Genomic DNA, 24,617 nt, shown 5'->3' with positions numbered 1-24,617 from the left:
CCCTCACTGCCGGGGAACGCCGCCCCTGCGGTTCCGGTCCGGGGTGCCGACCGGGGCCCAGCCGCGGCGCGGCGGCACAGCGCTCAGGGACTTCCGCTTCCCCCGCGAGCGGTAAACGATGTAGGGGCGGAAGAAGTACTGCAGCGGTGCGGTAAAGGCATGCACCAGCCGGGTGAAGGGCCAGATCGCGAACAGCGCCAGGCCCCACAGCGTATGGATTTTGAAGGAGAGGCTCGCAGCGGTCATCGCGGCGATGTCCGGCTGGAAGATGAAAACGGACCGGAACCAGGGCGAGACCGTTTCGCGGTAGTCCGTGATGTTGGGGTCGAACACCGAGATGAGGGTTGTTGCCAGCCCGGCGAACAGTGCGGCAACCAGGACCACGTACATCAGCTTGTCGTTCCGGGTGGTGGCCATGAACACCGGCCCGGTGGTGCGGCGCCGGTAGATCAGCAGGACGACCCCCACCATGGTGCCGATTCCCGCGATGAGCCCGATCCCCAGTGCCATTGCGTGGTACAGCCCCTCGGAGATCCCCACGTCCTTTGTCCAGTCCTGCGGAATCACCAGCCCGATGAAGTGCCCGGCGATTACTGCCAGGATCCCGAAGTGGAAAAGCGGCGAGGCGATCCGCAGGATCCGCGCCTCGTAGAGCTGGGAGGACCGGGTGGTCCAGCCGAACTGGTCATACCGGTAGCGCCAGATGGATCCCAAAACCAGAACCGCTATCACAACATACGGAAGCACTCCCCAGAGCATGACGTCGCCCAGAGTGACGGTCACGTTTTCAGGTGGCAGCACATCAGCGGGAAAACGGGAGGCTGGGGTGCTCATGTCCGGTTCCTCTCCGACAGCGGCAGCAGCCGCGAACTGTAGGGCTCCAGGCCCACGGTTTCCGTAGGCGGCCCGTACCCGGCTGTGCGCATCACCGTCTGTGCGTCCTCCGGTGAGACACCGGGAAGCGTGGTGCACACCAGCGCCAGCACGTGGTGGTACGGAAGCCCGGCGTCCCGAAGCGCCAGGCGCAGCAGTTCCAGTGAAGGACGGTAGCGCTGCAGGAGTTCATAGCCGTCTTCCGGGGAAACCTTCGCTGCGAACTCCAGCACCAGCGGCAGGTAGTCGGGCAGTTCCGTGCCCTCCGGCAGCATCCCGTGTTCCCGGTAGACCTCTTTGAACGCTGCGAGCGCTTCACCCCGCCGCCTGGTGTCCCCGTCTGTCCAGTAGGTCAGGTGCAGGCTGTGGCGTTTGGAGAGGTCGAACTCCTGGACGTAGACCGACTGCACGCCGGGCAGCGGACGGGCGGCCAGCCAGTCGAAGAGCTCCTGCACCCCCGGCTCCAGCGCACCTGATTCTTCCAGCGCGCTGCGCAGGACCGGCAGGGAGGCAATGAGGTCCTCCTCCGGATACTGCAGCAGCAAAGAGGCCACCTGGCGGACGACGGCGCTGCGCCGCGGATTGCGGTCCGCGTACCTTTCCGGCGCCATGGTTCCCTTGCCGGGTTTCCCCAGCAGCTTCTCCAGCAGGCTCATGTCCGTTCACCGCCGTCAGTCTGGCCGGGCGGGAAAAGTCCCCGGGGTGAGCCCCGCCCGTCCCAGTTCAGGAGGTTGACCCGGCCCGTCATGTCCCGGTTCCCTGCCGGGTCGTCGCCGCGCTGCCGTGCCTCCAGGGCGGCGAAGTTCTCCGCCGCCACGGGCATGGGGCGCCCGGATGCCTCACCGAACACCCCGGTCTGGCCCATCCCTGGTCCGCCGTCGGTGTCCAGGGAACAGCCGATTTCCTCCAGGTTGTGGGCGTCTTCCAGATGCGCGCTGGGGATGACATACCGCTCTTCGTACTTGGCCACCGCCATAAGCCGGTACATCCGCACGATTTCCTCGCCGGTCATGCCCACGTCGGAGGCGATGGTTTCATCCGGCGCATCGCCCAGGGTGATGTCCCGCATGTAGGCGCGCATGGCGGCCAGCTTCCGCAGCACTGAGGTCACCAGATCGGTGTCCCCGGCGGTGAAGAGCTCGGCCAGGTATTCCACCGGGATGCGCAGCGCTTCAATCGCCCCGAAGAGGTTCTCGGCCTTCTCGCCGTCGTGTCCCTGTTCCTTTAGTACATCCACGATCGGAGACAGCGGCGGGACGTACCAGACCATGGGCATGGTGCGGTATTCCGGATGCAGCGGCAGAGCCACCCGCAGTTCCTTGGCCAGCGCGTAGACCGGTGAGCGGCGGGCTGCATCCAGCCAGTCCTCCGGGATTCCCTCCGCGCGGGCGGCCGCGATGATCTCGGGGTCGTTCGGGTCCATCATGAGGTCCAGCTGGGCCTCGTAAAGATCCTGTTCATTCGGTGTTGCTGCCGCTTCGGTGACCCGGTCGGCGTCGTACAGGAAAATTCCGATGTACCGCAGCCTGCCTACGCACGTCTCCGCGCACACGGTGGGCAGCCCCACCTCTATCCGCGGGTAGCAGAACGTACATTTCTCCGCCTTGCCGGAGCGGTGGTTGAAATAGATCTTCTTGTAAGGGCAGCCGGTGACGCACTGCCGCCAGCCGCGGCAGCGGTCCTGGTCCACCAGGACAATGCCGTCCTCCTCACGCTTGTAGATCGCGCCGGAAGGACAGGATGCCATGCAGGAGGGGTTCAGGCAGTGCTCGCAGATCCGCGGGAGGTAGAACATGAAGGTCTGGTCGAATTCGAACTTGACCTTGTCCTCAGCGTCCTGCCGGAGCTTTTCCACCACCGGGTCCTGCTGCGCCGTTTCCGGTGCACCCCCGAGGTCGTCATCCCAGTTCGCCGACCATTCGATCTTCATGTTCTCGCCGGTGATCAGGGACTTGGGCCGGGCGACCGGGAAATCGTTGCCGGCAGGTGCCTGGATCAGGTTCTCGTAGTCGTACGTCCACGGTTCGTAGTAGTCGCTGAGCTCCGGCTGGACCGGGCTCGCGAAGATCCCGAAGAGCTTGGCCATCCGGCCGCCGGCCTTCAGTTTCAGGTTCCCGCGCCGGTTCAATTCCCATCCGCCGCGCCATTTCTCCTGGTCCTCATAGCGGCGCGGATACCCCTGCCCGGGGCGGGTCTCCACGTTGTTGAACCAGACGTACTCAGTACCGGCCCGGTTGGTCCAGGCCTGTTTGCAGGTCACCGAACACGTGTGGCAGCCAATGCACTTGTCCAGCGCCATGACCATTGCAACCTGCGCCATGATCCTCATCAGTAGCTCACCTCCTGCGAGCGCCGGCGGACCACGGAGACAATGTCCCGCTGGTTGCCGGTGGGGCCCAGGTAGTTGAAGGCCCAGGACAGCTGGGCGTATCCGCCGATCATGTGGCTGGGCTTCACCAGGATCCGCGTTACCGAGTTGTGGATGCCGCCGCGCCGGCCGGTGGCTTCGGACTTCGGCGTATCGATGATCCTTTCCTGCGCGTGGTAGACGTACACGACGCCGGCAGGCATCCGGCTGCTGACGATCGCCCGGCCCACCAGCACCCCGTTGGTGTTGACGCATTCAACCCAGTCGTTGTCCCGGACCTGGATCAGCTCCGCGTCCTGCGGGCTCATCCAGACGGCTGTGCCGCCCCGGGAGAGGGAGAGCATAAACAGGTTGTCCTGGTACTCGGAGTGGATGGACCACTTGTTGTGCGGGGTCAGGTAACGCACCGCTACGGAAAGCTCACCCCGGGTGCCCAGCTGCGGTTCGCCGAACAGCCGTGCCATATCCAGCGGGGGCCGGAAGACGGGCAGCGCCTCCCCCATGTCCCGGATCCAGTCATGGTCCAGGAAGAAGTGCATCCTCCCGGTTAGCGTGTGGAAGGGTTTCAGCCGTTCGATGTTGATGGTGAACGGGGCGTACCGGCGCCCGCCCGTCTCGGAGCCGGACCATTCCGGTGAGGTGATCACCGGCGTCGGGCGGTCCTGGGTGTCCCGGAAGGTGATCAGCTTGTCCTCGGCGCCGATCGCCAGGTCAGCCAGCGGCGTTCCGGTGCGTTTCTCCAGGGTTTCGAAGCCCTGGACAGCCAGTTCACCGTTGGTGGTTCCGGAGAAGAGCAGGATTGCCTCTGCCATCCGGGCGTCGGTATCCACGGCAGGCCGCCCGCGGGCCGCGCCGGAGTCGAAGACGCCGTGCTTGGCTGCCAGCTGGCGCACCTGCTTGGAGACCTCATAGGTGATGTATTTGGTGGTGAACCCGGCTTTCTCCGCCAGCGGTCCCATGGCCACGAACTTGTCCGCGATCGCGGTGTAGTCGCGTTCCACCACTGCGAGGTTGGGCAGGTTCTTCCCGGGCACCGCCGGTATATCCGTGTTCTTCCAGTCGGGGGCGTGCCCGCCGGGCTGGGCGATTTCCCCCGGGGTGTCGTGGGTCAGCGCCGTGGCGACCATGTCCCTGCGCACCCCCAGGTGCTTTTGTGCCTGACGGGAGAATTCCACGGAAAGCAGGCGGAAAAGCTCGAAGTCCGACTTCGCCTCCCACGGCGGCGCGATAGCGGGGGTGAACGCATGCACGTACGGGTGCATGTCTGTGGAGGAGAGGTCGTACTTTTCGTACCAGGTCGCCGCCGGGAACACGACGTCGGAGAGCAGGGTGGAGCTCGTCATCCGGAAGTCCGCGGAAACCAGCAGGTCCAGCTTTCCCTGCGGTGCATCCTCTCTCCACACCACGTCCTTGGGGCGGGCATCGCCGTGGTCTTTGCCCATCACGTTGTTCAGCGTGCCCAGCAGGTGCTTCTGGAAGTATTCCTCTCCCTTGGCGGAGGAACCGAGGAGGTTCGACCGCCACAGGATCAGGGTGCGCGGCCAGTTCTCCGGCGCATCGACGTCCTCCACGGCAAAGCGCAGGCTGCCCTCCTTGAGCCGGTCCGCCACCCACCGAGCCTCGTTGGGCGCTTCACCGCGGGCGACGCCGTCTGCGGCCTCGTCGGCGACGTCCAGTGAATTTTTGGCGTCGAACTGCGGGAAGAACGGCATCCAGCCCATGCGGGTGGACTTGGCAATAACATCCGCCGAATGCATGCCCCGCAGGTGGCCTTCCGCCAGCGGCGACTGCACGGCGTCGGTGGAGTACCCGTCGGAACGGAACTGGTCCGTGTGCATGTACCAGAAGGCCGTACCGATCATGAACCGCGGCGGCCGGTTCCAGTCCCCCGCCGAGGCCATCGCGGCCCATCCGGTGATCGGACGGCACTTTTCCTGCCCCACATAGTGCGCCCACCCGCCGCCGTTGCGCCCCTCGCAGCCGCAGAGCATCAGCATGGCCAGGATCGCCCGGTACGTAACGTCACCGTGGTACCACTGGCAGATGCCCGCACCGAGGATAATCATGGACCGGCCCTTGGACTTCTCAGCGTTGGCCGCGAAATCCCGGGCTGTGCGGATGACCGCCGAGGGCTTGATGGACGTCAGTTCTTCCTGCCATGCCGGGGTGTAGGCGGTGGCGGCGTCGTCGTATCCGGAGGCCCAGTCTCCGGGCAGCCCGTCCCTGCCCACGCCGTACTGCGCCAGCATCAGGTCAAAGACCGTGGTGACCTTCCTGCCCGCCACCGTTGTTACCGGAACCCCGCGGTGCACCACGGATCCTGCGCCGGAGGGGTCGGAGAACACCGGCAGGTCAACCCCGCTGGTCTCCCCGAGCCAGCCGGCACCGTCAGCCAGGGACAGTGCCGGATAGACACCCTGCAGATCCAGGTTCCATTTCCCGGCGTCGTCATCGTTGTAGCGGAACCCCATGGAACCGTTGGGCACGGTGGGGGCACCCGTTTCCCGGTTCAGCAGGACGGTCTTGAACGCGGCATCGGCAGCCTGCGCCTCCTCTCCGCCCAGGTCCTGTGCGGTAAGGAACTTTCCCGGAACAGTGGTTCCGCCCGGGCCATCCACCAGGGTGACCAGGAACGGCAGGTCCGTGTACTGCACCACGTAGTCCTCGAAGAACGGCACCCGCCGGTCCACGAAGTTCTCCTTGAGGATCACGTGGCCCATGGCCATGGCGAGCGCTGCATCGGACCCGGCCTGGGCGGGCAGCCATTCGTCGGCGAACTTGGTGTTGTCCGCGTAATCCGGGCTGACCGACACCACCTTCGTGCCCCGGTACCGTCCTTCAACCATCCAGTGCGCGTCCGGGGTCCGGGTCACCGGAATGTTCGAGCCCCACATCATCAGGTAGGTGGCGTCCCACCAGTCCCCTGACTCAGGGACGTCTGTCTGGTCGCCGAATACCTGCGGTGAGGCGACCGGCAGGTCCGCATACCAGTCATAGAAGCTGTTCATCACCCCGCCAATCAGGTTGATGAACCGTGCACCGGCTGCGTGGGAGACCATGGACATGGCGGGAATCGGGGAGAAGCCGGTGCACCGGTCCGGACCGTACTTCCTGATCGTGGCAACGTGGGCTGCCGCGGTCATTTCCAGGGCTTCCTGCCAGCTTGAACGGACCAGGCCGCCCTTGCCGCGGGCCTGCTGCCACGTCCGGCGCTTCCCCTGATCGGCAATGAGGGATTCCCAGGCCAGCACCGGATCCCCTCCGGTGGACCGCTTGGCCTCCCGGTACATTTCAAGCAGCACGCCGCGGATGTAGGGATAGCGCACCCGTGTGGGTGAATAGGTGTACCAGGAGAACGCTGCGCCGCGCGGGCAGCCCCGGGGTTCGTATTCGGGCCGGTCCGGGCCAACGGTGGGATAGTCAGTTTCCTGGGCTTCCCAGGTGATGATCCCGTCCTTGACATAGACCTTCCACGAGCAGGAGCCCGTGCAGTTCACGCCGTGGGTTGAGCGGACCACTTTGTCGTGGCTCCACCTGTTCCGGTAGAAGGCATCGCCCTTGCGCCCACCTTCGCGGAAGACAGCGCGGCCGTCGGCCGTTTCGTCCCAGCGGGTGAAGAACCTGCCAAGTTTTAGGAGTGCATCGGAGGCGGGGCCGTCGGTCCCCGTAACGGAGCTGCTAGCCATTCACTCAAGCTACGCCGGTGCTGCGGAGGCTAGAAGGCAGTAGGCGGAAACCGGTCCGGAGCCGGCCAAGATGCTGCCGCGATAAACTCGAGACCGTGACTACACAACTTCCCGCGCAGGTCTCTGACATCTTCGATCCCCGGCAGTGGAGGGTGGTTGGCGGTTTTGAAGATTTCCAGGACATGACTTACCACCGCCAGGTGGAGCGCGACGCCGACGGCGCCGTCGTGCGCGACCTGCCCACGGTGCGGATCGCCTTCAACCGGCCGGAGGTCCGCAACGCGTTTCGTCCCGGTACCGTTGACGAGCTCTACCGCGCCATGGACCATGCACGGATGACTCCCGATGTTGCCACCGTGCTCCTCACCGGCAACGGCCCCTCTCCCAAGGACGGCGGCCATTCCTTCTGTTCCGGCGGTGACCAGCGCATCCGCGGGCGTGACGGGTACCGGTATGCAGAGGGCGAGACCCAGGAAACGATTGATCCGGCCCGCGCTGGCCGGCTGCACATCCTGGAAGTCCAGCGCCTGATGCGGACCATGCCCAAGGTGGTCATCGCCGTCGTCAACGGCTGGGCCGCCGGCGGCGGACACAGCCTGCACGTAGTTGCCGACCTGACCATCGCTTCCCGCCAGCACGGCAAGTTCAAGCAGACCGACGCGACGGTGGGAAGCTTCGACGCCGGTTACGGCTCAGCGCTGCTGGCACGCCAGATCGGCCAGAAGCGTGCCCGGGAAATTTTCTTCCTGGCCCGTGAGTATTCGGCTGAGGACATGGTTGCCATGGGAGCCGTCAACGAAGCGGTGGACCACGAGAACCTGGAGAAGGTTGCCCTCGAATACGCCGCGGACATTGCCCGGCAGTCCCCGCAGGCGATCCGCATGCTGAAGTTCGCCTTCAACCTGGCCGATGATGGCCTGGCCGGCCAGCAGGTCTTCGCCGGCGAAGCCACCCGCCTGGCTTACATGACCGACGAAGCGGTGGAGGGCAAGGAAGCGTTCCTGTCCAAACGGGACCCGGACTGGTCCAACTTCCCCTACTACTTCTAGGACGTCATGGAACTGCTTCCCGTCCACACACCTGCCGGATACAACGCCGGGGACCTGCTGCCGCCCCTGGCTGCCGCGCTGGCCGGCGAAGGTCCTGCCGTCGCCCCGCACTCCGACCCGGCGCAGACGTTCACCGGGGAACTGCCCAACGACGACGTCGCCCTGGTCATCAGCACTTCCGGCTCCACCGGAGTGCCGAAGCAGACCATGCTCAGCACGGATGCGCTGGCGGCCTCCTCAATGGCGACGGCGATGCACCTGGGCAGGGACGGCCAGTGGCTGCTGGCCCTGCCGGTGCATTACATTGCCGGCGTGCAGGTGCTGGTGCGTTCCCTGTATGCGGGAACCGAACCTGTGCTCATGGACACCGGAGCACCGTTCAGCCCGGAAGCTTTCACCACCGCGGCTCAGGCGATGACGGACCGCACCCGGCTGACGTCCCTGGTCCCCACCCAGCTGCACCGGCTGCTCACCGATCCGGCACCGGACACGCTGGCCGTGCTGAAGCGCTTCGACGGGATCCTCCTGGGCGGGGCAGCCGCCAGCCCGGCCCTCCTGGCACAGGCCCAGGCCCAGGGCCTGAACGTGGTCCGCACCTACGGCATGAGCGAGACGGCGGGCGGCTGCGTGTACGACGGCGTGCCTCTGCCCGGCGTCGAGGTCCAGGAGTCCGAGGGCCGGCTCTGGATTGCCGGAGACATGCTGGCTGAGGGTTACCTCGGCGCGCCGGAGCTCACCGCTGAACGGTTCGCCTTCCATTCGGGCAAGCGCTGGTTCCGCACCGATGACACGGGCTCGGTGACAGCGGACGGACTGGTTTCCGTGTCCGGACGGCTCGACGACGTGATCGTCACCGGCGGCGTGAAGGTCTCCGGCGCTGCTGTGGCAGCCGCCGCCGAACAGCTTCCCGAAGTGCACCAGGCGGTGGCCATGGGACTTGAGGACCCGGAGTGGGGCGCCGTGGTGGGACTCGTCGTCGTCGGCTCGGTGGACACCGACCTGCTGCGGGGCGCGGTCCGCTCCGCGCTGGGTGCACCGGCCGTACCCAAGATTGTGGTGGAGCTGGAACGGCTTCCCCTGCTGCCCGGCGGCAAGACTGACAGGCTGGCCGTCCGCCAGCTGCTCGCCGCCGCCCGCGGCTAGGACCCGTTTCGCCCTCCCGCAGGTGGTGCGGGAGAATGAAGCTGCCCGGCAGCCTTTTCCTGCCGGAGCACACCAGCACGAGCTAACGAAGGAATTGACTGTGGCCACAGCGGCGCAATGGTTCGAGGGGGCACGCCCCAGGACACTTCCCATGGCAGTTGCTCCGGTGATTATCGGTTCCGCGGCTGCGTTCGATCTGGGCTCCTTCCACTGGTTCAACGCCCTGCTCGCCGCACTGGTGGCAATCCTGCTCCAGGTGGGCGTGAACTACGCGAACGACTATTCCGACGGCGTGCGCGGCACCGACGACAACCGGGTGGGGCCCCTGCGGCTCACGGGCTCCGGTGCCGCTGCCGCCAAACACGTGAAGTACGCGGCATTCCTGTGCTTCGGCCTGGCCATGGCGGCCGGCCTTGCGCTGGTAATCCTTTCCCAGGCCTGGTTCCTCCTGCTGGTGGGCGTGGGCTGCATCGCTGCCGCCTGGGGCTACACCGGAGGCCGGAATCCGTACGGGTACCTTGGCCTGGGCGATGTGTTCGTTTTCGTCTTCTTCGGCCTGGTTGCCACACTGGGCACCACCTACACGCAGGCCGGGCAGGTCAACGCTGCGGCCTGGATCGGTGCCATCTCCACCGGGCTGATTGCCACGGCCCTGCTGATGGCCAACAACGTGCGGGACATCCCCACGGACCGGGAATCCGGGAAGCGGACCCTTGCGGTTCGCCTGGGAGACGACGCCGCCCGCATCAGTTACGTGATGATGCTCGCGCTGGCGCTTCTCCTGCCGCTGCTGCTGGTGGGCGACTACCCGTGGGTGCTGCTGGTCCTGCTGCTGCTGCCGGCCTGCCTGATGCCCAGCTGGCTCATGCTCAAGGGCAAGAAGCGCCGCAGCCTGATCCCGGTGCTGAAGCAGACGGGCCTGATCAACCTGGGCTTCAGCGTCGTCTACGGGCTGGCGCTGGTGCTGACGCGGGTGCTGGCCTAGCGCGAAGCCGCTCTGCGGCTGACTCGCCGCCTTTGCCGGTCCCGAGGACACCGAGCACTGTCCCAAGGATCAGCACCGCTGAAGCCAGGAGTGCCAGAAGCGTAACCAGCCATGCGGCGTCCCCGCCTGCGGACCCTGCATTGAGTCCGGAAATCCCGGGAGCTGCCAGGATGCCGACCATGCACCAGGACAAGGCGTGGACCGCGGCGGCCACTATCCCCAGGTGACCGGCAGCGTGCAGCCCCCTGGGTTTCCCGCGCCCGGTCCTTGTCACGGGTTGTCTGCGTACCGGCATCCCGGTCAGCTGCCCAGCAGCCGGCGCTCGTGGGCGAAGGACACCAGCTGGATCCGGGTGCGCAGCTGCAGCTTGTCCAGGACGCTGCGCAGATGGGTCTTCACCGTGGCTTCCGAGACGAAGAGGCTTTGTGCCATTTCACCGTTGCTCAGGCCCTTTGCCGCCAGCAGGAACACGTCGCGTTCCCGTGCGGAGAGGACTTCAAGGACGGCAAGATCCGGTTCCCGTGCCGGTGCGTTGCGGGCCGCGTGGTCGAAGAGGGAATGGATTGACCCCGGAGCAATCACTGAATAGCCCGAATGGACGGTCCGGATGGCGGCCAGGAGGAACTCCGGCTCAGCACTCTTGAGCAGGTATCCGCTGGCCCCGGCCTGAACAGCCTGGACCACCGCCTGGTCGCGGTTGAAGGTCGTCAGGGCGACGATGCGGGGCGGTTCCGTGCCGGCGCTGTCTGCCTCCGCCACGATCCGGCGGGTCGCCTCAACACCGTCAAGGACCGGCATCCGCAGGTCCATCAGGATCACGTCAGGGCGCTTTTCGGCCGCCAGCCGGGCCGCCTGCAGCCCTTCCCCGGCGTCCCAGGCGAAGACCATGTCCTCTTGGCTCTCGACCAGCATGCGGATTCCGGCCAGGAACAGCGGCTGGTCGTCCACCAGCGCAACTGAGATCCGTGTATCTGTTTCAGACATCGCCGGGAACCTTCCCTCCGCTGCTCAGTGCGAGCTGTGGGGTCTCCCCCGGTTCCTGGCCGGCTGCAGGATCAGCTGCAGCAGGACGGCCCTCGGCTGGGCCGTAAGGCAGGAACAGCGTCACCCGGAACTGATCGCCGTCCGGACCCGCCGTAAGCCAGCCGCCGGCCAGGCTGGCCCGCTCCCGCATTCCGGGAATCCCCCGGCCCGTCCGCTGCCCGGCCGTGCCTTCCGTCGCATTCGGATGCCGCGCACTGGATGCGTGCAGGGTCAGTCCCGGGCCGCTCCAGTCGAAGTTGAGCCGAACGGTTGTGCGGCGCCCTCCGTGCTTCAGGGCGTTGGTCAGGCATTCCTGCACAATCCGGAACACCGCCAGCTGCTGGCCGCTGGAGAGTTTGACCGGCTCTCCGGAAATCCCCTCCTGGATGTCCAGGCTGCTCCTCATGCCCTCGATCAGCCCGGCAATATCGTCCATCTGCGGCTGCGGAGCGCTCATCCCGTCATCCTGCACTCCCTCGATGACCCGCTGGGCATCCACCAGCGCGCTCCGGGCTGATGACGAAATGGCTTCAAGGGCCTTCAGCACCGGTTCGGGCTGGTCCTTCGCGCTGTAGCGTGCCCCGTCTGCCTGTGCTGCGATAACTGCCAGCGAATGTGCCAGGACGTCATGGAGGTCCCTGGAGATCCGGGTTCGTTCCTGCTCTACCACCAGGTCGATTTCCCGGTCCTTCAACGTGGACTGCGCCAGTTCCCGTGCCCGGAACAACCGACCGCGCTCCTGGACCAGCGCCAGCAGCAGGCCGAGGGCGAAGCAGGCCGCGGCAATGAGCAGCAGCATAAAGAACAGCTGGGGCCCGAAAGCCGTCAGGGCCGCCCTGTCCCCCAGATACAGCGGCGGGAGCCAGCCGACTCCATAGCCGTAGCGCCAGGAGAGCATCAGGAACGTCATTACGGCGGCGAACACGGTGTTGGCCGCGAAGGCAATAATCCTGGTGCGGCGCTTACTGGTCCAGGCGATCAGTCCCAGCGAGAGGAAGGCACCAAGATAAATCGCCCAGTTTGTATCGAGGGGCTGCACGACTTTCAGCAGCTGTGCGGTCAGCAGGAGCGCCGTCAGGGAAAGGGACAGGACGGGCCAGCGCACAGCAACACCGATGGCTGCCGTCAGCACAAGCAGGGGTATGGTTCCGTTCCAGAACATGGGAAGGGTGGCGGCCATCGGACTCATGCGGCCCACTTCCACGACGCACCACCCGCTGAAGAAGACAGCGGCCGCTGAAGGAGCCGCCCAGCGCCGCGCAGCGGTAAGAAGGGATCTCATAGCAGTCACCCTAGCGACGCTTAGGGGCCCGAAACGGACCAAACCACCCGCCGGGAGGTAATTCAAACCGCAGGAGCAGCGGATTCATCCCCGGAGCCAGTCCGGTAGGCGCTCACCAGTGCGCAGGCGCGGGCGGCGGTCTCGGCGTCGGGCATCGAAAATACAAAGCGCTGCTTGAATCCGGCAGTCAGGACCAGGGCAGGGCCGCTGCGCATAATGAAGCCGACGCTTCCTCCGGTCAGCCGGTAACCCCAGCCGCCAAAGTCCATGGCAATGATGTCCTCAACGGATTCGCCCCGAATCTCTTCGTAGGAGAGCGGCATGAGTTTCCAGAACCCGCCGGCCAGGACACGGACGCCGTCAGGGTCAATAACGATCTTTCCCTGGCAAAAGGCCAGCATCAGGGCCGCGGCCGGAATGCCGAGCAAACCCAGCTGCGGAAGGATGAAGACCAGGCTCAGGGTAACCAGCGCACCGACGCCCAGGCTGAGCAGCCACTTGACCGGACCCATGGAAACGTTGACGGCAAGACTCTGCTGTGCGGCAGCGGCAGCGCGGGCTGTGGCAGAGAGCAGCGGGCCGGAAGCAGCGTTCGACTGTTCCCGGGTCTCGGGACTTTGCAGCCGCTCAACCTCTCCTGGACGGTAAAGCCAGCCCATGACTGCTCCTGTCAGGGCCGCAACCAGTACCGATGTCCAGATGACCGGAGCAGAGGCTGAAGCCTGTGATGCGTCATCCAGCCCTATCTGGCCGGCAACAACGGCTACAGCCAGCCCTGTCATGGCAATGCCCATGGCCAGCCCGAAGCCCACGCCGATCCGGGCAACGGCCCGTGAGGCGGCACGCGCCGCGATGGCGAGCCCTGCCACAAGGGCTCCGCTCCCGCCGCAAACAAAGACAGCGATTGCCGCGTTGCCCGGGAGGGACATGTAGCCGTCGACGCCGTCCGGACCCCAGTGGCTGGCCAGCGGGTCAGGCAGGTTCCCGGCGACTGAGAACATCCATGCCCCGGCGAGCAGGCCCGCAGCAAGCGGACCGGCAGTGACACCGATGAGCCAGCGCTTGTTGTATTCCTGTTCCGCCCGGGAGCTGCGCACTGCAGCGTCCGTTCCTGTCTCCATGCCTATCCCCCGTTTGCCGTGCGCCGGGAAGATTCCCCGGGCAAAAACCCGACCCTAGCAGAATCCGCCGGGCCGGCAGGGGCAGCGGTCTAGGAGTCGCGGGGCTTGGGTTCCCGAAGCTTGCGGTCGGAATCGATCGTCACATCCGGGTTGGCGTCAAGCATGGAATCCTCTGCCGCGGAATCGTCCAGTTCAGCGCGGTTGCGTGAGGGAGGTGTCTTTTCACTGAACCGGCTCTGCAGGCCTTTGGCAGCGGCGTCGCGCATGTCGCGGAAGAACAGGTACGTCACGCACCAGGCCAGCACTGCGGCCACGATTGCGGACAGCACCAGGCCCAGCTGCAGGTACAGGCCTGCAACAAAGAAGACGGCCACCAGACCAAGGCGGAGAGCGGTAAATTTCCAGAAAGCCACGTGCCCATTCTACGGGCTGCCCCTGAACCAGTCTCCCAGCCTGCCGAACGGGCTGAAACTGCCTGATTGAGTGCCTTTGGAAACTATTCAGGCCGCCTCCAGCTGCCTCCACTACACTGGGGGCATGCCCCGCTTCGTACTCCTCGGCGTCATCGTCGTCGCAGCCGTAATCATCTACGCAGTCATCGACTGCCTTATGTCCCGTGCACACGAAGTCCGGAGCATTTCCAAACCCGCCTGGATCGCTGTGATTGTTCTGCTGCCGGTTCTGGGTGCCATTCTGTGGTTCCTTTTTGGCCGTCCGGCCAGCGGTCCCGAGCCCAAGCCCCGCGCACCGCGCCACCCCACTGCTCCGGACGATGACCCCGAGTTCCTCCGCAACCTGGAGATCCGCCGCCGTCAGAAGCAGAAGGAAGAAGAGCTCAAGCGCCGGGAGCAGGAAATCGCCGACCGCGAGAAGCGTTCAAAGCAGAACGACGACGAGAAGCCCAGCAGCAACTAGCCACCTTTAACGGGAAGGCCCGTCCGGGGTCGTGATGGTGGGGGTGCGGATCGGCTTGGCGCGGCTTCCCAGGGAGGGGACGTTGAGGGCGGAGACCGCGACGCCGCAGACTACCAGCGCCGCCCAGCCCCACCCGCCTACATCGCGGTAGGCGGGCGCGAAGTCCGGCGAGGCCGCGGACAGGATTGTGCCCACCGCCGCGATGCCGAAGAGCTGACCGGTCTGCTTCGACGTCGAGAACAGCGACGAAGCCAGGCCCGCCTCCGAGCCGGGAAGCGATGCGAGCTCCTCCACGCTGAGCGGATCGTTGAGCAGTCCGTAGCCGAATCCGAAGACGATGAACGCCGCCGCGACCACCCACAGCGAGCCGTCCGACCACAGCAGCATCATCACCGAACCGACTGCCATGACCACTCCGCCCGCCACCAGGTCCTGGCCCGCCCGCCCGGCCGCGACGATCCGCCCGGACAGCTGGGCGGAAGCCAGAGCGGCGAGCGCGAGCGGCAGGAGGAAGATGCCCGCCTCCAGCGCGCTCTCCCCGCGGATCGAGCGCAGATACTGCGGGGCGATATAGAAGAAGCCTGCGGCGGCGGCGAAGCCGATGATCGAGGTGAGCGAGGCCCGGACGAAGGGGCGGTCGGCGAAGAGCCGGAGCGGGATCAGGGGATCCGGCCGGCGCCGGGCACGCAGCAGCCCGACGGTGAGGAGCACAGCCGCGGCCCCGAGCGCGATCAGGATCGGCGCGGAAGTCCAGCCAAGCTGCGTGCCCTCGATCATCGCGAAGGCCAGCGCAGCGAGGAACCCCGACAGCAGGATCTGCCCGACGGCATCGAACGGCAACGGCGAGGGGTTGCGTGACTCCTTGACTGAGATCGGCACCAGGATCAGGCCGATGAGGGCGACCGGGACGCTCATCCAGAACACGCCGCGCCATCCGAAGTACTCGCTGAGGACGCCACCGATGAAGGGTCCGGCGGCCAGGGCGACACCGCCAATCGCGGCCCACCACGCGATCGCGCGGACCCGCACCGCGGTGACGGTTGACTCGGCCGAGACAGCGGCGAGCCCCGACGAAGCGAGCATGGCTGCGCCGACGGCCTGCACGACGCGCCCGGCGATTAGCACGGCAACATCGGGACTCAGCGCGCAGACCAGGGAGCCGATCAGGATTACGGCGAGTCCGGCGATCAGGATGCGGCGGCGGCCGAGCCGGTCGGCCGTGTTGCCCGCCGCTGTCAGGAGGCACGCGAAAGCGAGGACGTAGACTCCTACCGTCCACTGCAGCAACGTCATCGAGGAGCCGAACTCCCTCGCAATGTCGGGAAGGACGATGCTCACGATCGAGCCGTTGACCGTCAGGACGAACTGCGCGATGCAGCACGCGAGCAGCGCGACGACGGCTTTGCCCCCCGGCTTCATGAAGGACCAGACGTGTCGACCCGGACGAGTGCTGCGCGCCGGCTGTACCCTGCGCGGTGACTCATTGGCCCAGTCTGGCACCGTTCAGAGCGCTTGCGGAATGGGTCCGGCGCAAAAGCCCGCGTGCCTCAACCACGTGCCGCAGCCTCACGACACCGGCCGCGAGATCCGCCCCAAGCCGCACCCCACCCGAAACAGCAAAGGCCCCGCCCCGGCAGGAGCCGGAGCGGGGCCTTGAAACGGCAGGGACTAGACGCCGGAGTAGCTGTGCAGGCCGGCGAAGTAGACGTTGACGATGGTGAAGTTGAAGACCACGCAGAGGTAGCCGACGATCGAGAGCCAGGCGGCGCGGGTGCCGGTCCAGCCACGGGTTGCGCGGGCGTGCAGGTAGCCGGCGTAGACAACCCAGATCACGAAGGTCCAGACTTCCTTGGTGTCCCAGCCCCAGTAACGGCCCCAGGCCTGCTCGGCCCAGACTGCGCCGGCCATCAGGGTGAAGGTCCAGAGCACAAAGGCAACGGCGTTGATGCGGTAGGAGAAGTTCTCCAGGGACTGTGCCGAGGGAACGATCTTCAGGAACCCGAAGCGTTCCTTCGCGCCGGCACGGGCCTTGGCCTCGCGGTCAGCCTGCAGCAGCTGCAGCACCGACATGGCAAAGGTCAGGGTGAACAGGGCCGAGGCAATAACCGCAACGGAAACGTGGATGATCAGCCAGTAGCTCTGCAGCGCGGGGATCAGGTGGCCTACCGGGGTGGGGAAGCCGATGGTCGCAGCCATCATCATGATCAGCACCAGGCCCACCACGAAGGTGCCTAGGAACCGCAGGTCGCGGCGCAGCAGCACCAGCAGGAAGATCACGGACACCACGAGGGCGCCGGTGGTGCAGAATTCGTACATGTTGCCCCACGGCACACGGTGGGCAGCCAGGCCCCGGGCCACGACGGCAGCGGCATGGATCAGCGTAGCCAGCGCGGTGAGCGCAACCGCGACCCGGGCCGCATTGCGGCGTGGTCCGGTGTAGCCCATGGCGTCGTCAGCGGTGACTGCTTCGCTGCTGTCCCACTGGCGGTTGGAGTCTGCCGGTCCCGTGGGAGCGCCCGCGGTGGCCATGACCTTCTTCGCCGGGGCCGCCTGGGCTGCGGCCTTACGGTCAACGGCCTGCAGCGTCTTGCTGCTCTTGGCCAGGTCCCAGGCGAAGGCGAGCAGCGCGACCGTGTAGGTGAACGCCGCCAGCAGCATAAATAGGTCGCTGTATTCCGCGAGCTGGTAGTCGATGGAGGGCATTAGGAGTCCTTACCTGTTTCTTCCGTGCGTCCGGTGCTGCCGGCCACTGATGCGTCGGCCAGGGTATCCGGGCCTTCCGCAGGGTTTGCGGCGGGAGCTCCCGCCAGCCACTTCTTTTCGAGCAGGTTCCGCAGGGCTTCAGCCTCGGTTTCCAGCCGCGCGTCTTCACCGCGGGCCAGCAGACCGTACTCGACCATTATGCGTCCATCTTCGGCCGTTCCGGTACGGACCCAGACTCGGCGGCGGGCCAGGAACAGGGAGGCGGACAGCCCCGCAAGGCTGAGTACGGAGAATATGAGCACCCCGGTTTTGGCCGGATCGTAGTGGACGTCCAGTGCTGCATAGCGCAGCAGGCCGTCGAAGCTGATCGAGCCCTTGCCCTCGGGCAGGTCGTACGTCTGGTTCATGCCCAGCACAATGCCGCCCGAGTCCAGGTCCCGGTTATTCAGGGGCGTGAGGTCCTCGGTATCAAGGACGAACACGTTGGTGGGAACACCGTCGTCGAGCCCCAGGTCCCCGTAGTAGGAGTTCAGGTTGAGCTGCGGGTTCACCGGATCGGGGTCACCGGAGAAGGAAACCCCCTGCGAATCCAGCATGGCGGTGGGAAGGAAGAATCCTACGAAACCGAGCTGGTCCGGCTTGGCATCCGGAGCCTTGATCACCATGAGGGACGTGTACACACCGTCAGTGGGTACACCGACCACCGGGCCCTGGTACGCAATCTCGCCTTCGCCGTCGCGCACTGTCACCACGGGTGCGTATCCGTTGCCGACCAGGTAAACCTTGGTTCCGCCGATGTTCAGCGGTTCATTGACCTTCAGCGTTTCCTTGCGCGGTTCCTCGTCCGGGTCCTCCTGCACCGTAACGTCCGCGTGGAAGTCCAGCGGCTGGACGTTGCCGTTTGGCTGGCGGTCGAAAGTGACTTCGAATTCATCCAGGGTCAGCGAATACGGAGAAAGCTGGGACTCGGTGAAGTTGGTGCCGGGAGTGAAGGTGTCGTAACCCACCAGGGTGTTCACGAAAGTATCGCCTTCCACCACAACCCGCTGGCCGTTGTAGCCCAGCAGCCCGCCCACGGCCACGGAGGCCAGGACGCCGATCAGGGACACGTGGAAAACCAGGTTTCCGGTTTCCTTCAGGAAGCCGCGCTCGGCGCCCACGGACGGGCGGTCCCCGTCCAGGTCCCGGGCCTCGACGCGGTAGCCGCGCTTGCTAAGAATTGCCTCAGCGTCGCGGGCGGCCTGTGAAGCAGTGAGTCCGGTGCCGGCCGGCACCGCAAGGGTGCCGTACTCCGGCAGGCGGGAGAGCTTGGTGGGAGTCCGCGGCGGCTTGGAGCGCAGCGCCTTCCAGTGCACCTTGGCGCGCGGAATCACGCACCCGATCAGGGAGATGAACAGCAGCAGGTAGATCGCGGAGAACCAGACGGAGGAGTACACGTCGAAAAGCTGGAAACGGTCCAGCCAAGGCCCTGAACCCGGGTTGTCCTGAATGTACTGCGTGACCGCGGCGGGGTTGGCCGGCCGCTGGGGGAAGAGCGACCCCGGAACGGCAGCCACGGCCAGCAGGAGCAGCAGGAACAGTGCAGTGCGCATGCTGGTGAGCTGTGTCCAGGCCCAGCGGAGGGTGCCAAGCAGCCCAAGGCTGGGAAGCGCGACGTCGCTGGCCGCCTTTTTGCCCTTGCCTCCCGCCGCAGCGGTCTTGGTTCCCGCATCAGGTGCCGGCGGAGTGGGCGTCTTTTCGCTGTCCGGTTCAGGTTTCAACTGGTTCTCATTGTTCTCTGGGGACGGGTTCGAAGGAGTGTTCATCAGATTGGCAGCGTCACACTATCCAACCAGCCCTGGAGCTGGTTGATCCAAATGTTCCAGACACCGGTGACCATCAGGAGGCCAAGGGCGATCAGCATGCCGCCGCCGAAGCGCTGCATGGCGACGCGGTGCCGGCGGAAGAAACCGAGTGCTCCCATTCCGCGCCTGAAGCCCAGGGCAATCAGCAGGAACGGCAGCCCCAGGCCCAGGCAGTACACGAAGGTGAGCAGCGCGCCCTTCGCCGCGGACGCGTCGTCGCCGGAGAAGGAGAGCAGCTGCACGGCTGAGAGGGTCGGGCCCAGGCACGGTGCCCAGCCCAGCCCGAAGGTCACGCCGAGCAGTGGGGCGCCCCAGAGTCCGGCCGGGGGGCGCGCCTCGATCTTGCGGTCGCGCTGGAACCAGGACAGGCCACCCATGAAGATGATGCCCAGAAGGATGATCAGTGCGCCCAGGACCTGCTGGATCCAAGCCTGTTCGGCGCCGCGCAGCCAGGAGCCGAGCTGCCCGATTCCCGCGCCGATGGCCACAAAAACCACCGAGAACCCGAGCACGAACAGTGCGATTCCGGTGAACATCCGTCCGCGCCGCTGTTTCTGCAGGTCAATGCCCGTCAGGCCGGTGACGTAGCCGAGGTAGCCGGGCACCAGCGGCAGCACGCACGGGGACAGGAATGAAACCAGCCCGGCAAGGACGGCAACCGGGATCGCCAGCAGCATCGATCCGTTAAGGATCGTCTCTGCGAATACGTTGGCGGCCGGCACTGCGGCGGCTGGGATCACGGGCGGCACAGCGGCTACGCGGCCAGCGCGTCGCTGATGAGCGTCTTCAGGGTTCCCTTGTCCGCAAGGCCCAGGATGCGCGCAGCGACCCGGCCTTCGCGGTCAAGGACGAGCGTGGTGGGCACAGCCTGCGGCGGCACGAAGCTGGTCATGGCCAGCAGGACTTCACCGTTGCGGTCCTCGAAGCTCGGGTAGGGAATGGCGAAATTGCGTTCGAAGGCCTCGGCAGTCTTGGCCTCGTCGCGGATATTCACACCGTAGAAGCGTGCGCCCTCGGGAGCGTAAGTGTCATGCAGCTCCACGAGGTCGGGGGCTTCCTTGCGGCAGGGAGCACACGCTGCGTACCAGAAATTGAGGACGACGACGTCGCCGGCCCAGTCAGCAGCGCTGACTTCCGTGCCGTCAAACAGGGTTCCGCTCAAGCGAACCGGTTCACCTCGTTCGGACGGCGCGTATTCAGTGACGGACCCGTCTCCGGCGATGTAGTTCTTGTTGTCTCCTGCTTTGGCCTGTTCGGCCAGCGGATCATCCGTTGAGCAGCCTGCGAGCGCAGCCGCCAGCGGCACGCCAACGGCAAGCCCGGCACCAAGCCGCAGGAAGGACCTGCGGTGCATGGCGGCAGGCGGTGTTTCGCTTTCGGGTTTCTTCACGGAGATCCAGCTTTCATCGCGGCAGGGGGCGGCCACTTCTACAACGCGTAGTAATTGTATTATGCGCCAGGCAGATTCGCTGCCCCGGGCAAAAGATCAGCGGACGGCTCCGCATAGCGGACGCCGGTGAGTTCCATGTCATTGAATTCCAGGGTGGTGACCGAGGTGAGGGTGCACTCCCGGCTGCGGGGATCGTGCCAGAGCCTGCGGCCCTCAGCAGCCAGGCGGGTCACCCAAATCGGCAGCTGGTGGCTGACAAGGACTGCTTCAGCACCGGAGCCGCCCAGTTCCAGAGCCCGGATGCGCGCGTCGTGAACCGCTGCCATGACCCGCTCCACCTGCTGGGCATACGGCTCTCCCCAGGAGGGTTTCATCGGGTTGCGAAGAAGCGGCCAGTACCGGGGATTGCGGAGCTGGCGCTTGACGCCGGGAAGGCCTTCGAAGCGGTTTTCCGCTTCCAGGATCCGTTCGTCGGTCATGGTTTCGAGGCCCAGGGCGCTTGCGATCGGGGCTGCGGTCTCCTGGGCACGCGTCAGGGGCGAGGCAACCAGATGAACCAGCTTTGCGCCGTCGTTCCTGCGCTGCTCGAAGTGGCCGGCTACACGGTCTGCCATTTCGCGGCCCAGTTCGGAGAGGTGGAACTCCGGCAACCGGCCGTACAGGATGCCGTCGGGATTAAAGACTTCACCATGGCGGACGAGGTGGATAGAGGCACGGGACATGCTTTCAAGTCTCGCAGAGTCGCCGGGATAGATTAAATCTTCACGAACACTTGAACCTTTGACCAATGTATGCAATAGTAAATGCAAATGCATCTACTGGCGGTGGTGCAGACAGCACACCGCCGCATCCCAGAAGGAGAACCCCATGATCCCCACCGGTCTGACTGCAGGCACCTGGAACCTCGATTCCTCCCACAGCGAGGTTGGCTTCACCGTCCGCCACGCCGGCATCAGCAAGGTCCGCGGCAACTTCGACAAGGTGACTGCTGTCCTCGAGGTTGGTCAGGACCTGAATGATTCCAAGATCAGCGCCACGATCGACGCCGCGTCGTTCAATTCGAACGAGCCGAACCGTGACGGACACGTCAAGGGTGCCGACTTCTTCGACGTCGAGCAGTACCCGGAACTGACTTTCACGGCAACCAGCGTCGAAGGCTCCGGTGAAACCTACAAGCTCACCGGCGACCTGACCATCAAGGACACCACCCGCCCGGTCACCCTGGACGTCGAATTCAACGGCGTAGCGGTCGATCCGTTCGGCGCCACCCGCGCCGGGTTCTCCGGTTCCACCGTCATCAGCCGCAAGGAATTCGGCCTGACCTGGAACGCCGCACTTGAAACCGGCGGCGTCCTGGTTGGCGACAAGGTCACCATCAACGTGGACGTTGCCTTCGTCAAGGCATAAGCACACGCATTCATCCAGCAGGTCCGGTACGCTCTCCCGCGTCCCGGACCTGCTGTTTTTGTACCCCGCGCACCGTCGATTCGCGCGCCAAACCGTGTTGCCGCGTGCCAGGACAGCTAGACTGAACCCCGACTTCGCAGATGGGTTATCTGCCCTGCCGGAGGCTCTTTCGGCAGGCCATCCACTCGGCAGGCGGGCACCAATGAGCACTCCCAGCGATCCCCACGAAAACCAGGACCTCCCGGGCCGGCAGCCGGAACCCGGTGAAGGCCAGGACCAGCGTCCGGAGCCGAAATACGGACAGTACAGCCCTCCTCTCCAGCCGAATCAGCCGAATCAGCCGGCACAGACCCACATCCCGCCGGAACCCGGCCAGCACCCGGGACATGCCGCAGGGCCGGGCCCATATCAGCAGCCGGGGCAGCCCTACGGGCAGTATGGCCAGGGACAGTACGGGCAGTCATACGGCTACCAGCCCGCGCAGCCCTCCGGCTACAGCTATCCCGGAGCCGCGCAGGGACCGTCGACCCAGCCCAAGGGTCCTGCACCCCGTGAAGTCGTGACGGGGTTCTGGCTGATCATCGCCGCGGGAGTCCTCTCCCTGATCAACAACATCGTGACCGCAGTCCGTCTGCCGGATGTCCTGACCCTTTCCCAAACCGACGCCCTGCGGGACGCCAACATAGATGTCCAGGACGCCGGCGGGTTCCTGATCTGGTTTTCGGTGGTGCTGAGCATCATCGGACTGGGCATCTACGTCCTGATTGCCTGGTTCGTCCTGAAGGGGCACAACTGGGCCCGGATTGTCGGCACAGTGTTCGCAGCCTTCTCGGCCTTCGGGCTGCTGTTATCCCTTCCCGCCTATGTGACCTCGCTGATCGGCTGGATCTCCCTGCTCTCCTCGCTGGCCGGGATCGCAGGAATTGTGATGCTCTACCTGCGGCCCAGCAACCCATACTTCCAGCGCCATAATTTCAACCCCTACCGCCCTTACTGAGACCTCCCGGGCCCACCCGGATAATTTTCGGGAAAGCGCATGCAGGTTTGGGCCGGCTGAGGTCACAGCCGCCGCCGCGGCACGTAGCGTGGAGTCCCCGCCGAGGTCCCCGGACCCCTGGCGGGCAATGATTTCCCGGTCTTGTGAAGGCGGCGACGACTATGGCAACTACTCCCGCAGCGCCCAGCTCATCCGGAGCCGGGTCCAAATCCCTCCCCCGGCGAATCCTGCACACCGGCCTCCGCCGGCACGGCCGCGAGCCGCTTCCTCCCACGGGACGCACCCGGGAACTTCCCGCGGACGGTTCTGCCGGCCGGCAGCCAAAAACCGGGGTCGGGGATCGGCTGTTTGGCTGGGCCCGTTTTCCAGATGCAGTCATTAAGCTGGCGCTCACTTCCCCGGCATCCGTTCACGCGCCGGAGGCTGAGCCCGTTCAGGCCCAGGCTGACACCGCTTCTGAGGCAACCACGACGGCGCCTGCACCGGCGGGAAGGAAGTCCCCCGCCCGGCCGCGGCCGGCAGCAAAAACCCCGCCGCGTCCGGACCACCGCCCGTCCCCGGTTGCAGCACCCGCCCCCGCGCCGCGGATCACCGACCGCAGGTCCCGCCGTCGGGCGCCCCTTCCGGTGAACCTGGCGGCCCTCCTCATCACCGGGGGCGGCGTGCTGACCCTGCTGATCGGGCTCCGGGAGGCAATGGACCCCCAGCGGGCGGCACCCGCCGCAGCATCTCAGCTGGAGGCGCTGGGCGTCCCGGTGGAGACTGTCCTGTCAATGGCCCGGGTAGCGGACGCGGCCGTGGCTGCTGTGGCTTTCGGGTTCTACGTTCTCCTGGCATCGCTTATCCGCGACGGCCGGAGCTGGGCCCGGGCCGGCTGTGTCGTGCTGGTAGCCGCGGCCCTGTTCTTCGGATTCAAGGACCTGGCGTACCAGCACGTCACAGCTGGAGTACTGGCAGGGCTGGGAACCGGTCTGCTGTTTATCCCGCAGAGCGCCCGCTACTTTGCTTCACGGGGAAACCGGCTAGTTCCAGCCTGAACAGAGCTCAGCGCATCAGGCGTGCCTGGGCGTCCGTCGCCAGGGCGGCCACCTGGGCACGCTGTGCGTGATAGGCAAGGATCTGCAGCTCCGTGGCCATATCGACCTTCCGGATCTGTACCTCCGGCGGGGCCTGGAGAACAACCGGGGCAAAGCTGAGGATGCTGGTGATTCCGGCCTTCACCAGACGGTCACACATTTCCTGTGCTGCCTCCGCCGGGACGGCAAGGACCGCCATATTGGCCCTGGTAGTCTCCAGTACCCGTTCAAGGGAGTTCACCGGGCTGATCCGCAGCCAGCCGATTTCCTGTCCAACCGTCATTGGATCCGCGTCGAAAAGTGCCACTACTTCGAACCCGCGGGTCCCGAACCCCGGATAACCGGCCAGGGCACGGCCCAGATGCCCGGCGCCCACGATCGCGACCCGCCAGTCGAGGGTCAGGCCAAGCGCCGCAGAAATCTGGCCGCTGAGGTACGGAACGTCATACCCAACACCGCGGGTCCCGTAGGAACCCAGATAGGAGAGGTCCTTGCGGAGTTTGGGCGAGTTGACGCCGGCTGCCTCCGCGAGTTCCTCTGAGGAGACCCGTTCCACGCCCTCGGTCAGCATGGTGCCAAGCACCCTCAGGTACACGGTCAGGCGGGCGAGGGAAGCCGGCGGGATATGCCGTCCATGCGCGGACGCACCAACGGCCGTTACATCCTGCTCATCCGGCATACTCACTTCTGCAACTCCGTTAGCTACTGGGCAACTGGACGGTCCTGCGGACCGCCAGGCCCGGTAAGCACCCACT

The 24,617-nt window shown here is 65.8% G+C and carries 22 protein-coding genes; 7 read left to right on the top strand and 15 right to left on the bottom strand.

What is annotated here, in order from left to right:
- Window positions 1-3 precede the first annotated feature (3 nt).
- Genes narI through FYJ28_RS03015 form a run of 4 tightly spaced genes read right to left on the bottom strand, consistent with a single transcriptional unit; the run spans window position 4 to window position 6,927 of the window.
- Complete coding sequence (gene narI / locus FYJ28_RS03030) at window positions 4-834, bottom strand: respiratory nitrate reductase subunit gamma (protein WP_154578268.1); 831 nt, start codon at window positions 832-834, stop codon at window positions 4-6.
- Window positions 831-1,529 (bottom strand): nitrate reductase molybdenum cofactor assembly chaperone, encoded by a 699-nt coding sequence (narJ, locus tag FYJ28_RS03025; protein WP_154578267.1) that lies wholly within the window; start codon window positions 1,527-1,529, stop codon window positions 831-833. Before narJ ends, narI begins: the two co-directional genes overlap by 4 nt.
- Window positions 1,526-3,202 (bottom strand): nitrate reductase subunit beta, encoded by a 1,677-nt coding sequence (narH, locus tag FYJ28_RS03020; protein WP_154578266.1) that lies wholly within the window; start codon window positions 3,200-3,202, stop codon window positions 1,526-1,528. Before narH ends, narJ begins: the two co-directional genes overlap by 4 nt.
- Complete coding sequence (locus FYJ28_RS03015; RefSeq protein WP_154578265.1) at window positions 3,202-6,927, bottom strand: nitrate reductase subunit alpha; 3,726 nt, start codon at window positions 6,925-6,927, stop codon at window positions 3,202-3,204. The genes narH and FYJ28_RS03015 overlap by 1 nt, the downstream gene beginning before the upstream one ends.
- A 95-nt stretch (window positions 6,928-7,022) precedes the next feature.
- Here FYJ28_RS03015 and FYJ28_RS03010 point away from each other — a divergent pair, with 95 nt between their 5' ends.
- From FYJ28_RS03010 to FYJ28_RS03000, 3 genes are all read left to right on the top strand, one after another.
- Window positions 7,023-7,976: a 1,4-dihydroxy-2-naphthoyl-CoA synthase gene (locus FYJ28_RS03010; RefSeq protein WP_055239182.1), complete on the top strand. Its 954-nt coding sequence runs from the start codon at window positions 7,023-7,025 to the stop codon at window positions 7,974-7,976.
- 6 nt (window positions 7,977-7,982) lie between these two features.
- Window positions 7,983-9,119, top strand: a complete 1,137-nt coding sequence (locus FYJ28_RS03005; RefSeq protein WP_055239181.1) for an AMP-binding protein — start codon at window positions 7,983-7,985, stop codon at window positions 9,117-9,119.
- 100 nt (window positions 9,120-9,219) lie between these two features.
- Window positions 9,220-10,104, top strand: coding sequence for a 1,4-dihydroxy-2-naphthoate polyprenyltransferase (locus FYJ28_RS03000; protein ID WP_326831479.1), 885 nt, complete (start codon window positions 9,220-9,222; stop codon window positions 10,102-10,104).
- Window positions 10,105-10,404: 300 nt separating this feature from the next.
- Here FYJ28_RS03000 and FYJ28_RS02995 read toward each other — a convergent pair whose 3' ends face one another.
- The 4 genes from FYJ28_RS02995 to FYJ28_RS02980 form a co-directional block, all read right to left on the bottom strand.
- A complete protein-coding gene (locus FYJ28_RS02995; RefSeq protein WP_154578263.1) occupies window positions 10,405-11,088 on the bottom strand; it encodes a response regulator in 684 nt (227 codons plus the stop codon).
- Entirely contained in the window at window positions 11,081-12,409 is a 1,329-nt protein-coding gene (locus FYJ28_RS02990; protein WP_154578262.1) for a sensor histidine kinase, read from the bottom strand. Before FYJ28_RS02990 ends, FYJ28_RS02995 begins: the two co-directional genes overlap by 8 nt.
- Before the next feature lie 62 nt (window positions 12,410-12,471).
- A complete protein-coding gene (locus tag FYJ28_RS02985) occupies window positions 12,472-13,530 on the bottom strand; it encodes a hypothetical protein (protein WP_154578261.1) in 1,059 nt (352 codons plus the stop codon).
- Between the two features lie 89 nt (window positions 13,531-13,619).
- Window positions 13,620-13,943, bottom strand: coding sequence for a DUF4229 domain-containing protein (locus FYJ28_RS02980; protein ID WP_326831478.1), 324 nt, complete (start codon window positions 13,941-13,943; stop codon window positions 13,620-13,622).
- Window positions 13,944-14,067: 124 nt separating this feature from the next.
- Here FYJ28_RS02980 and FYJ28_RS02975 point away from each other — a divergent pair, with 124 nt between their 5' ends.
- The gene (locus FYJ28_RS02975) at window positions 14,068-14,445 is read left to right on the top strand and encodes a PLD nuclease N-terminal domain-containing protein (protein WP_055239175.1); all 378 of its coding nucleotides are present in this window, start codon (window positions 14,068-14,070) and stop codon (window positions 14,443-14,445) included.
- 6 nt (window positions 14,446-14,451) lie between these two features.
- Here the strand turns inward: FYJ28_RS02975 and FYJ28_RS02970 are convergent, their stop codons facing one another.
- The 6 genes from FYJ28_RS02970 to FYJ28_RS02945 form a co-directional block, all read right to left on the bottom strand.
- Window positions 14,452-15,864, bottom strand: coding sequence for an MFS transporter (locus tag FYJ28_RS02970; RefSeq protein WP_154578260.1), 1,413 nt, complete (start codon window positions 15,862-15,864; stop codon window positions 14,452-14,454).
- 249 nt (window positions 15,865-16,113) lie between these two features.
- The gene (gene ccsB, locus FYJ28_RS02965; protein ID WP_055239173.1) at window positions 16,114-17,148 is read right to left on the bottom strand and encodes a c-type cytochrome biogenesis protein CcsB; all 1,035 of its coding nucleotides are present in this window, start codon (window positions 17,146-17,148) and stop codon (window positions 16,114-16,116) included.
- The gene (gene resB, locus FYJ28_RS02960) at window positions 17,148-18,953 is read right to left on the bottom strand and encodes a cytochrome c biogenesis protein ResB (RefSeq protein WP_154578259.1); all 1,806 of its coding nucleotides are present in this window, start codon (window positions 18,951-18,953) and stop codon (window positions 17,148-17,150) included. The genes ccsB and resB overlap by 1 nt, the downstream gene beginning before the upstream one ends.
- Window positions 18,953-19,669 (bottom strand): cytochrome c biogenesis CcdA family protein, encoded by a 717-nt coding sequence (locus FYJ28_RS02955; RefSeq protein ID WP_055239717.1) that lies wholly within the window; start codon window positions 19,667-19,669, stop codon window positions 18,953-18,955. The genes resB and FYJ28_RS02955 overlap by 1 nt, the downstream gene beginning before the upstream one ends.
- 77 nt (window positions 19,670-19,746) lie before the next feature.
- Window positions 19,747-20,346, bottom strand: a complete 600-nt coding sequence (locus tag FYJ28_RS02950) for a TlpA family protein disulfide reductase (protein ID WP_055239716.1) — start codon at window positions 20,344-20,346, stop codon at window positions 19,747-19,749.
- Between the two features lie 95 nt (window positions 20,347-20,441).
- Window positions 20,442-21,104: a histidine phosphatase family protein gene (locus tag FYJ28_RS02945; RefSeq protein WP_055239171.1), complete on the bottom strand. Its 663-nt coding sequence runs from the start codon at window positions 21,102-21,104 to the stop codon at window positions 20,442-20,444.
- A gap of 145 nt (window positions 21,105-21,249) precedes the next feature.
- On the opposite strand from FYJ28_RS02945, the gene FYJ28_RS02940 reads away from it, so the two are divergent.
- The 3 genes from FYJ28_RS02940 (at window position 21,250) to FYJ28_RS02930 (ending at window position 23,823) form a co-directional block, all read left to right on the top strand.
- On the top strand, window positions 21,250-21,789 hold the full coding sequence (locus FYJ28_RS02940) for a YceI family protein (RefSeq protein ID WP_154578258.1): 540 nt from the start codon (window positions 21,250-21,252) through the stop codon (window positions 21,787-21,789).
- Between the two features lie 202 nt (window positions 21,790-21,991).
- Window positions 21,992-22,786 carry a DUF6264 family protein gene (locus FYJ28_RS02935; RefSeq protein WP_154578257.1) on the top strand — a complete coding sequence of 265 codons (795 nt, stop codon included), beginning with the start codon at window positions 21,992-21,994 and terminating at the stop codon, window positions 22,784-22,786.
- 161 nt (window positions 22,787-22,947) lie between these two features.
- Entirely contained in the window at window positions 22,948-23,823 is an 876-nt protein-coding gene (locus FYJ28_RS02930) for a hypothetical protein (RefSeq protein ID WP_055239168.1), read from the top strand.
- Window positions 23,824-23,830: 7 nt separating this feature from the next.
- Here the strand turns inward: FYJ28_RS02930 and FYJ28_RS02925 are convergent, their stop codons facing one another.
- A complete protein-coding gene (locus tag FYJ28_RS02925; protein ID WP_154578256.1) occupies window positions 23,831-24,541 on the bottom strand; it encodes a redox-sensing transcriptional repressor Rex in 711 nt (236 codons plus the stop codon).
- Between the last annotated feature and the right edge of the window lie 76 nt (window positions 24,542-24,617).

Source organism: Arthrobacter sp. BL-252-APC-1A, from assembly GCF_009696625.1.
Lineage (GTDB): Bacteria > Actinomycetota > Actinomycetes > Actinomycetales > Micrococcaceae > Arthrobacter_B.
Note: the sequence above shows the minus strand (reverse complement) of the source record. Positions and strands in the feature narration are given on the sequence as shown.

Coding starts and splice junctions, on each gene's coding strand:
- FYJ28_RS02950 (WP_055239716.1), bottom strand. CDS start 20,346: ATGCACCGCAGGTCCTTCCTGCGGCTTGGTGCCGGGCTTGCCGTTGGC.
- narI (WP_154578268.1), bottom strand. CDS start 834: ATGAGCACCCCAGCCTCCCGTTTTCCCGCTGATGTGCTGCCACCTGAA.
- FYJ28_RS02990 (WP_154578262.1), bottom strand. CDS start 12,409: ATGAGATCCCTTCTTACCGCTGCGCGGCGCTGGGCGGCTCCTTCAGCG.
- FYJ28_RS02985 (WP_154578261.1), bottom strand. CDS start 13,530: ATGGAGACAGGAACGGACGCTGCAGTGCGCAGCTCCCGGGCGGAACAG.
- narJ (WP_154578267.1), bottom strand. CDS start 1,529: ATGAGCCTGCTGGAGAAGCTGCTGGGGAAACCCGGCAAGGGAACCATG.
- FYJ28_RS02930 (WP_055239168.1), top strand. CDS start 22,948: ATGGCAACTACTCCCGCAGCGCCCAGCTCATCCGGAGCCGGGTCCAAA.
- FYJ28_RS02970 (WP_154578260.1), bottom strand. CDS start 15,864: ATGAAGCCGGGGGGCAAAGCCGTCGTCGCGCTGCTCGCGTGCTGCATC.
- ccsB (WP_055239173.1), bottom strand. CDS start 17,148: ATGCCCTCCATCGACTACCAGCTCGCGGAATACAGCGACCTATTTATG.
- FYJ28_RS02975 (WP_055239175.1), top strand. CDS start 14,068: ATGCCCCGCTTCGTACTCCTCGGCGTCATCGTCGTCGCAGCCGTAATC.
- FYJ28_RS02945 (WP_055239171.1), bottom strand. CDS start 21,104: ATGTCCCGTGCCTCTATCCACCTCGTCCGCCATGGTGAAGTCTTTAAT.
- narH (WP_154578266.1), bottom strand. CDS start 3,202: ATGAGGATCATGGCGCAGGTTGCAATGGTCATGGCGCTGGACAAGTGC.
- FYJ28_RS02940 (WP_154578258.1), top strand. CDS start 21,250: ATGATCCCCACCGGTCTGACTGCAGGCACCTGGAACCTCGATTCCTCC.
- resB (WP_154578259.1), bottom strand. CDS start 18,953: ATGAACACTCCTTCGAACCCGTCCCCAGAGAACAATGAGAACCAGTTG.
- FYJ28_RS02935 (WP_154578257.1), top strand. CDS start 21,992: ATGAGCACTCCCAGCGATCCCCACGAAAACCAGGACCTCCCGGGCCGG.
- FYJ28_RS02925 (WP_154578256.1), bottom strand. CDS start 24,541: ATGCCGGATGAGCAGGATGTAACGGCCGTTGGTGCGTCCGCGCATGGA.
- FYJ28_RS03005 (WP_055239181.1), top strand. CDS start 7,983: ATGGAACTGCTTCCCGTCCACACACCTGCCGGATACAACGCCGGGGAC.
- FYJ28_RS02955 (WP_055239717.1), bottom strand. CDS start 19,669: ATGCTGCTGGCGATCCCGGTTGCCGTCCTTGCCGGGCTGGTTTCATTC.
- FYJ28_RS03015 (WP_154578265.1), bottom strand. CDS start 6,927: ATGGCTAGCAGCTCCGTTACGGGGACCGACGGCCCCGCCTCCGATGCA.
- FYJ28_RS02995 (WP_154578263.1), bottom strand. CDS start 11,088: ATGTCTGAAACAGATACACGGATCTCAGTTGCGCTGGTGGACGACCAG.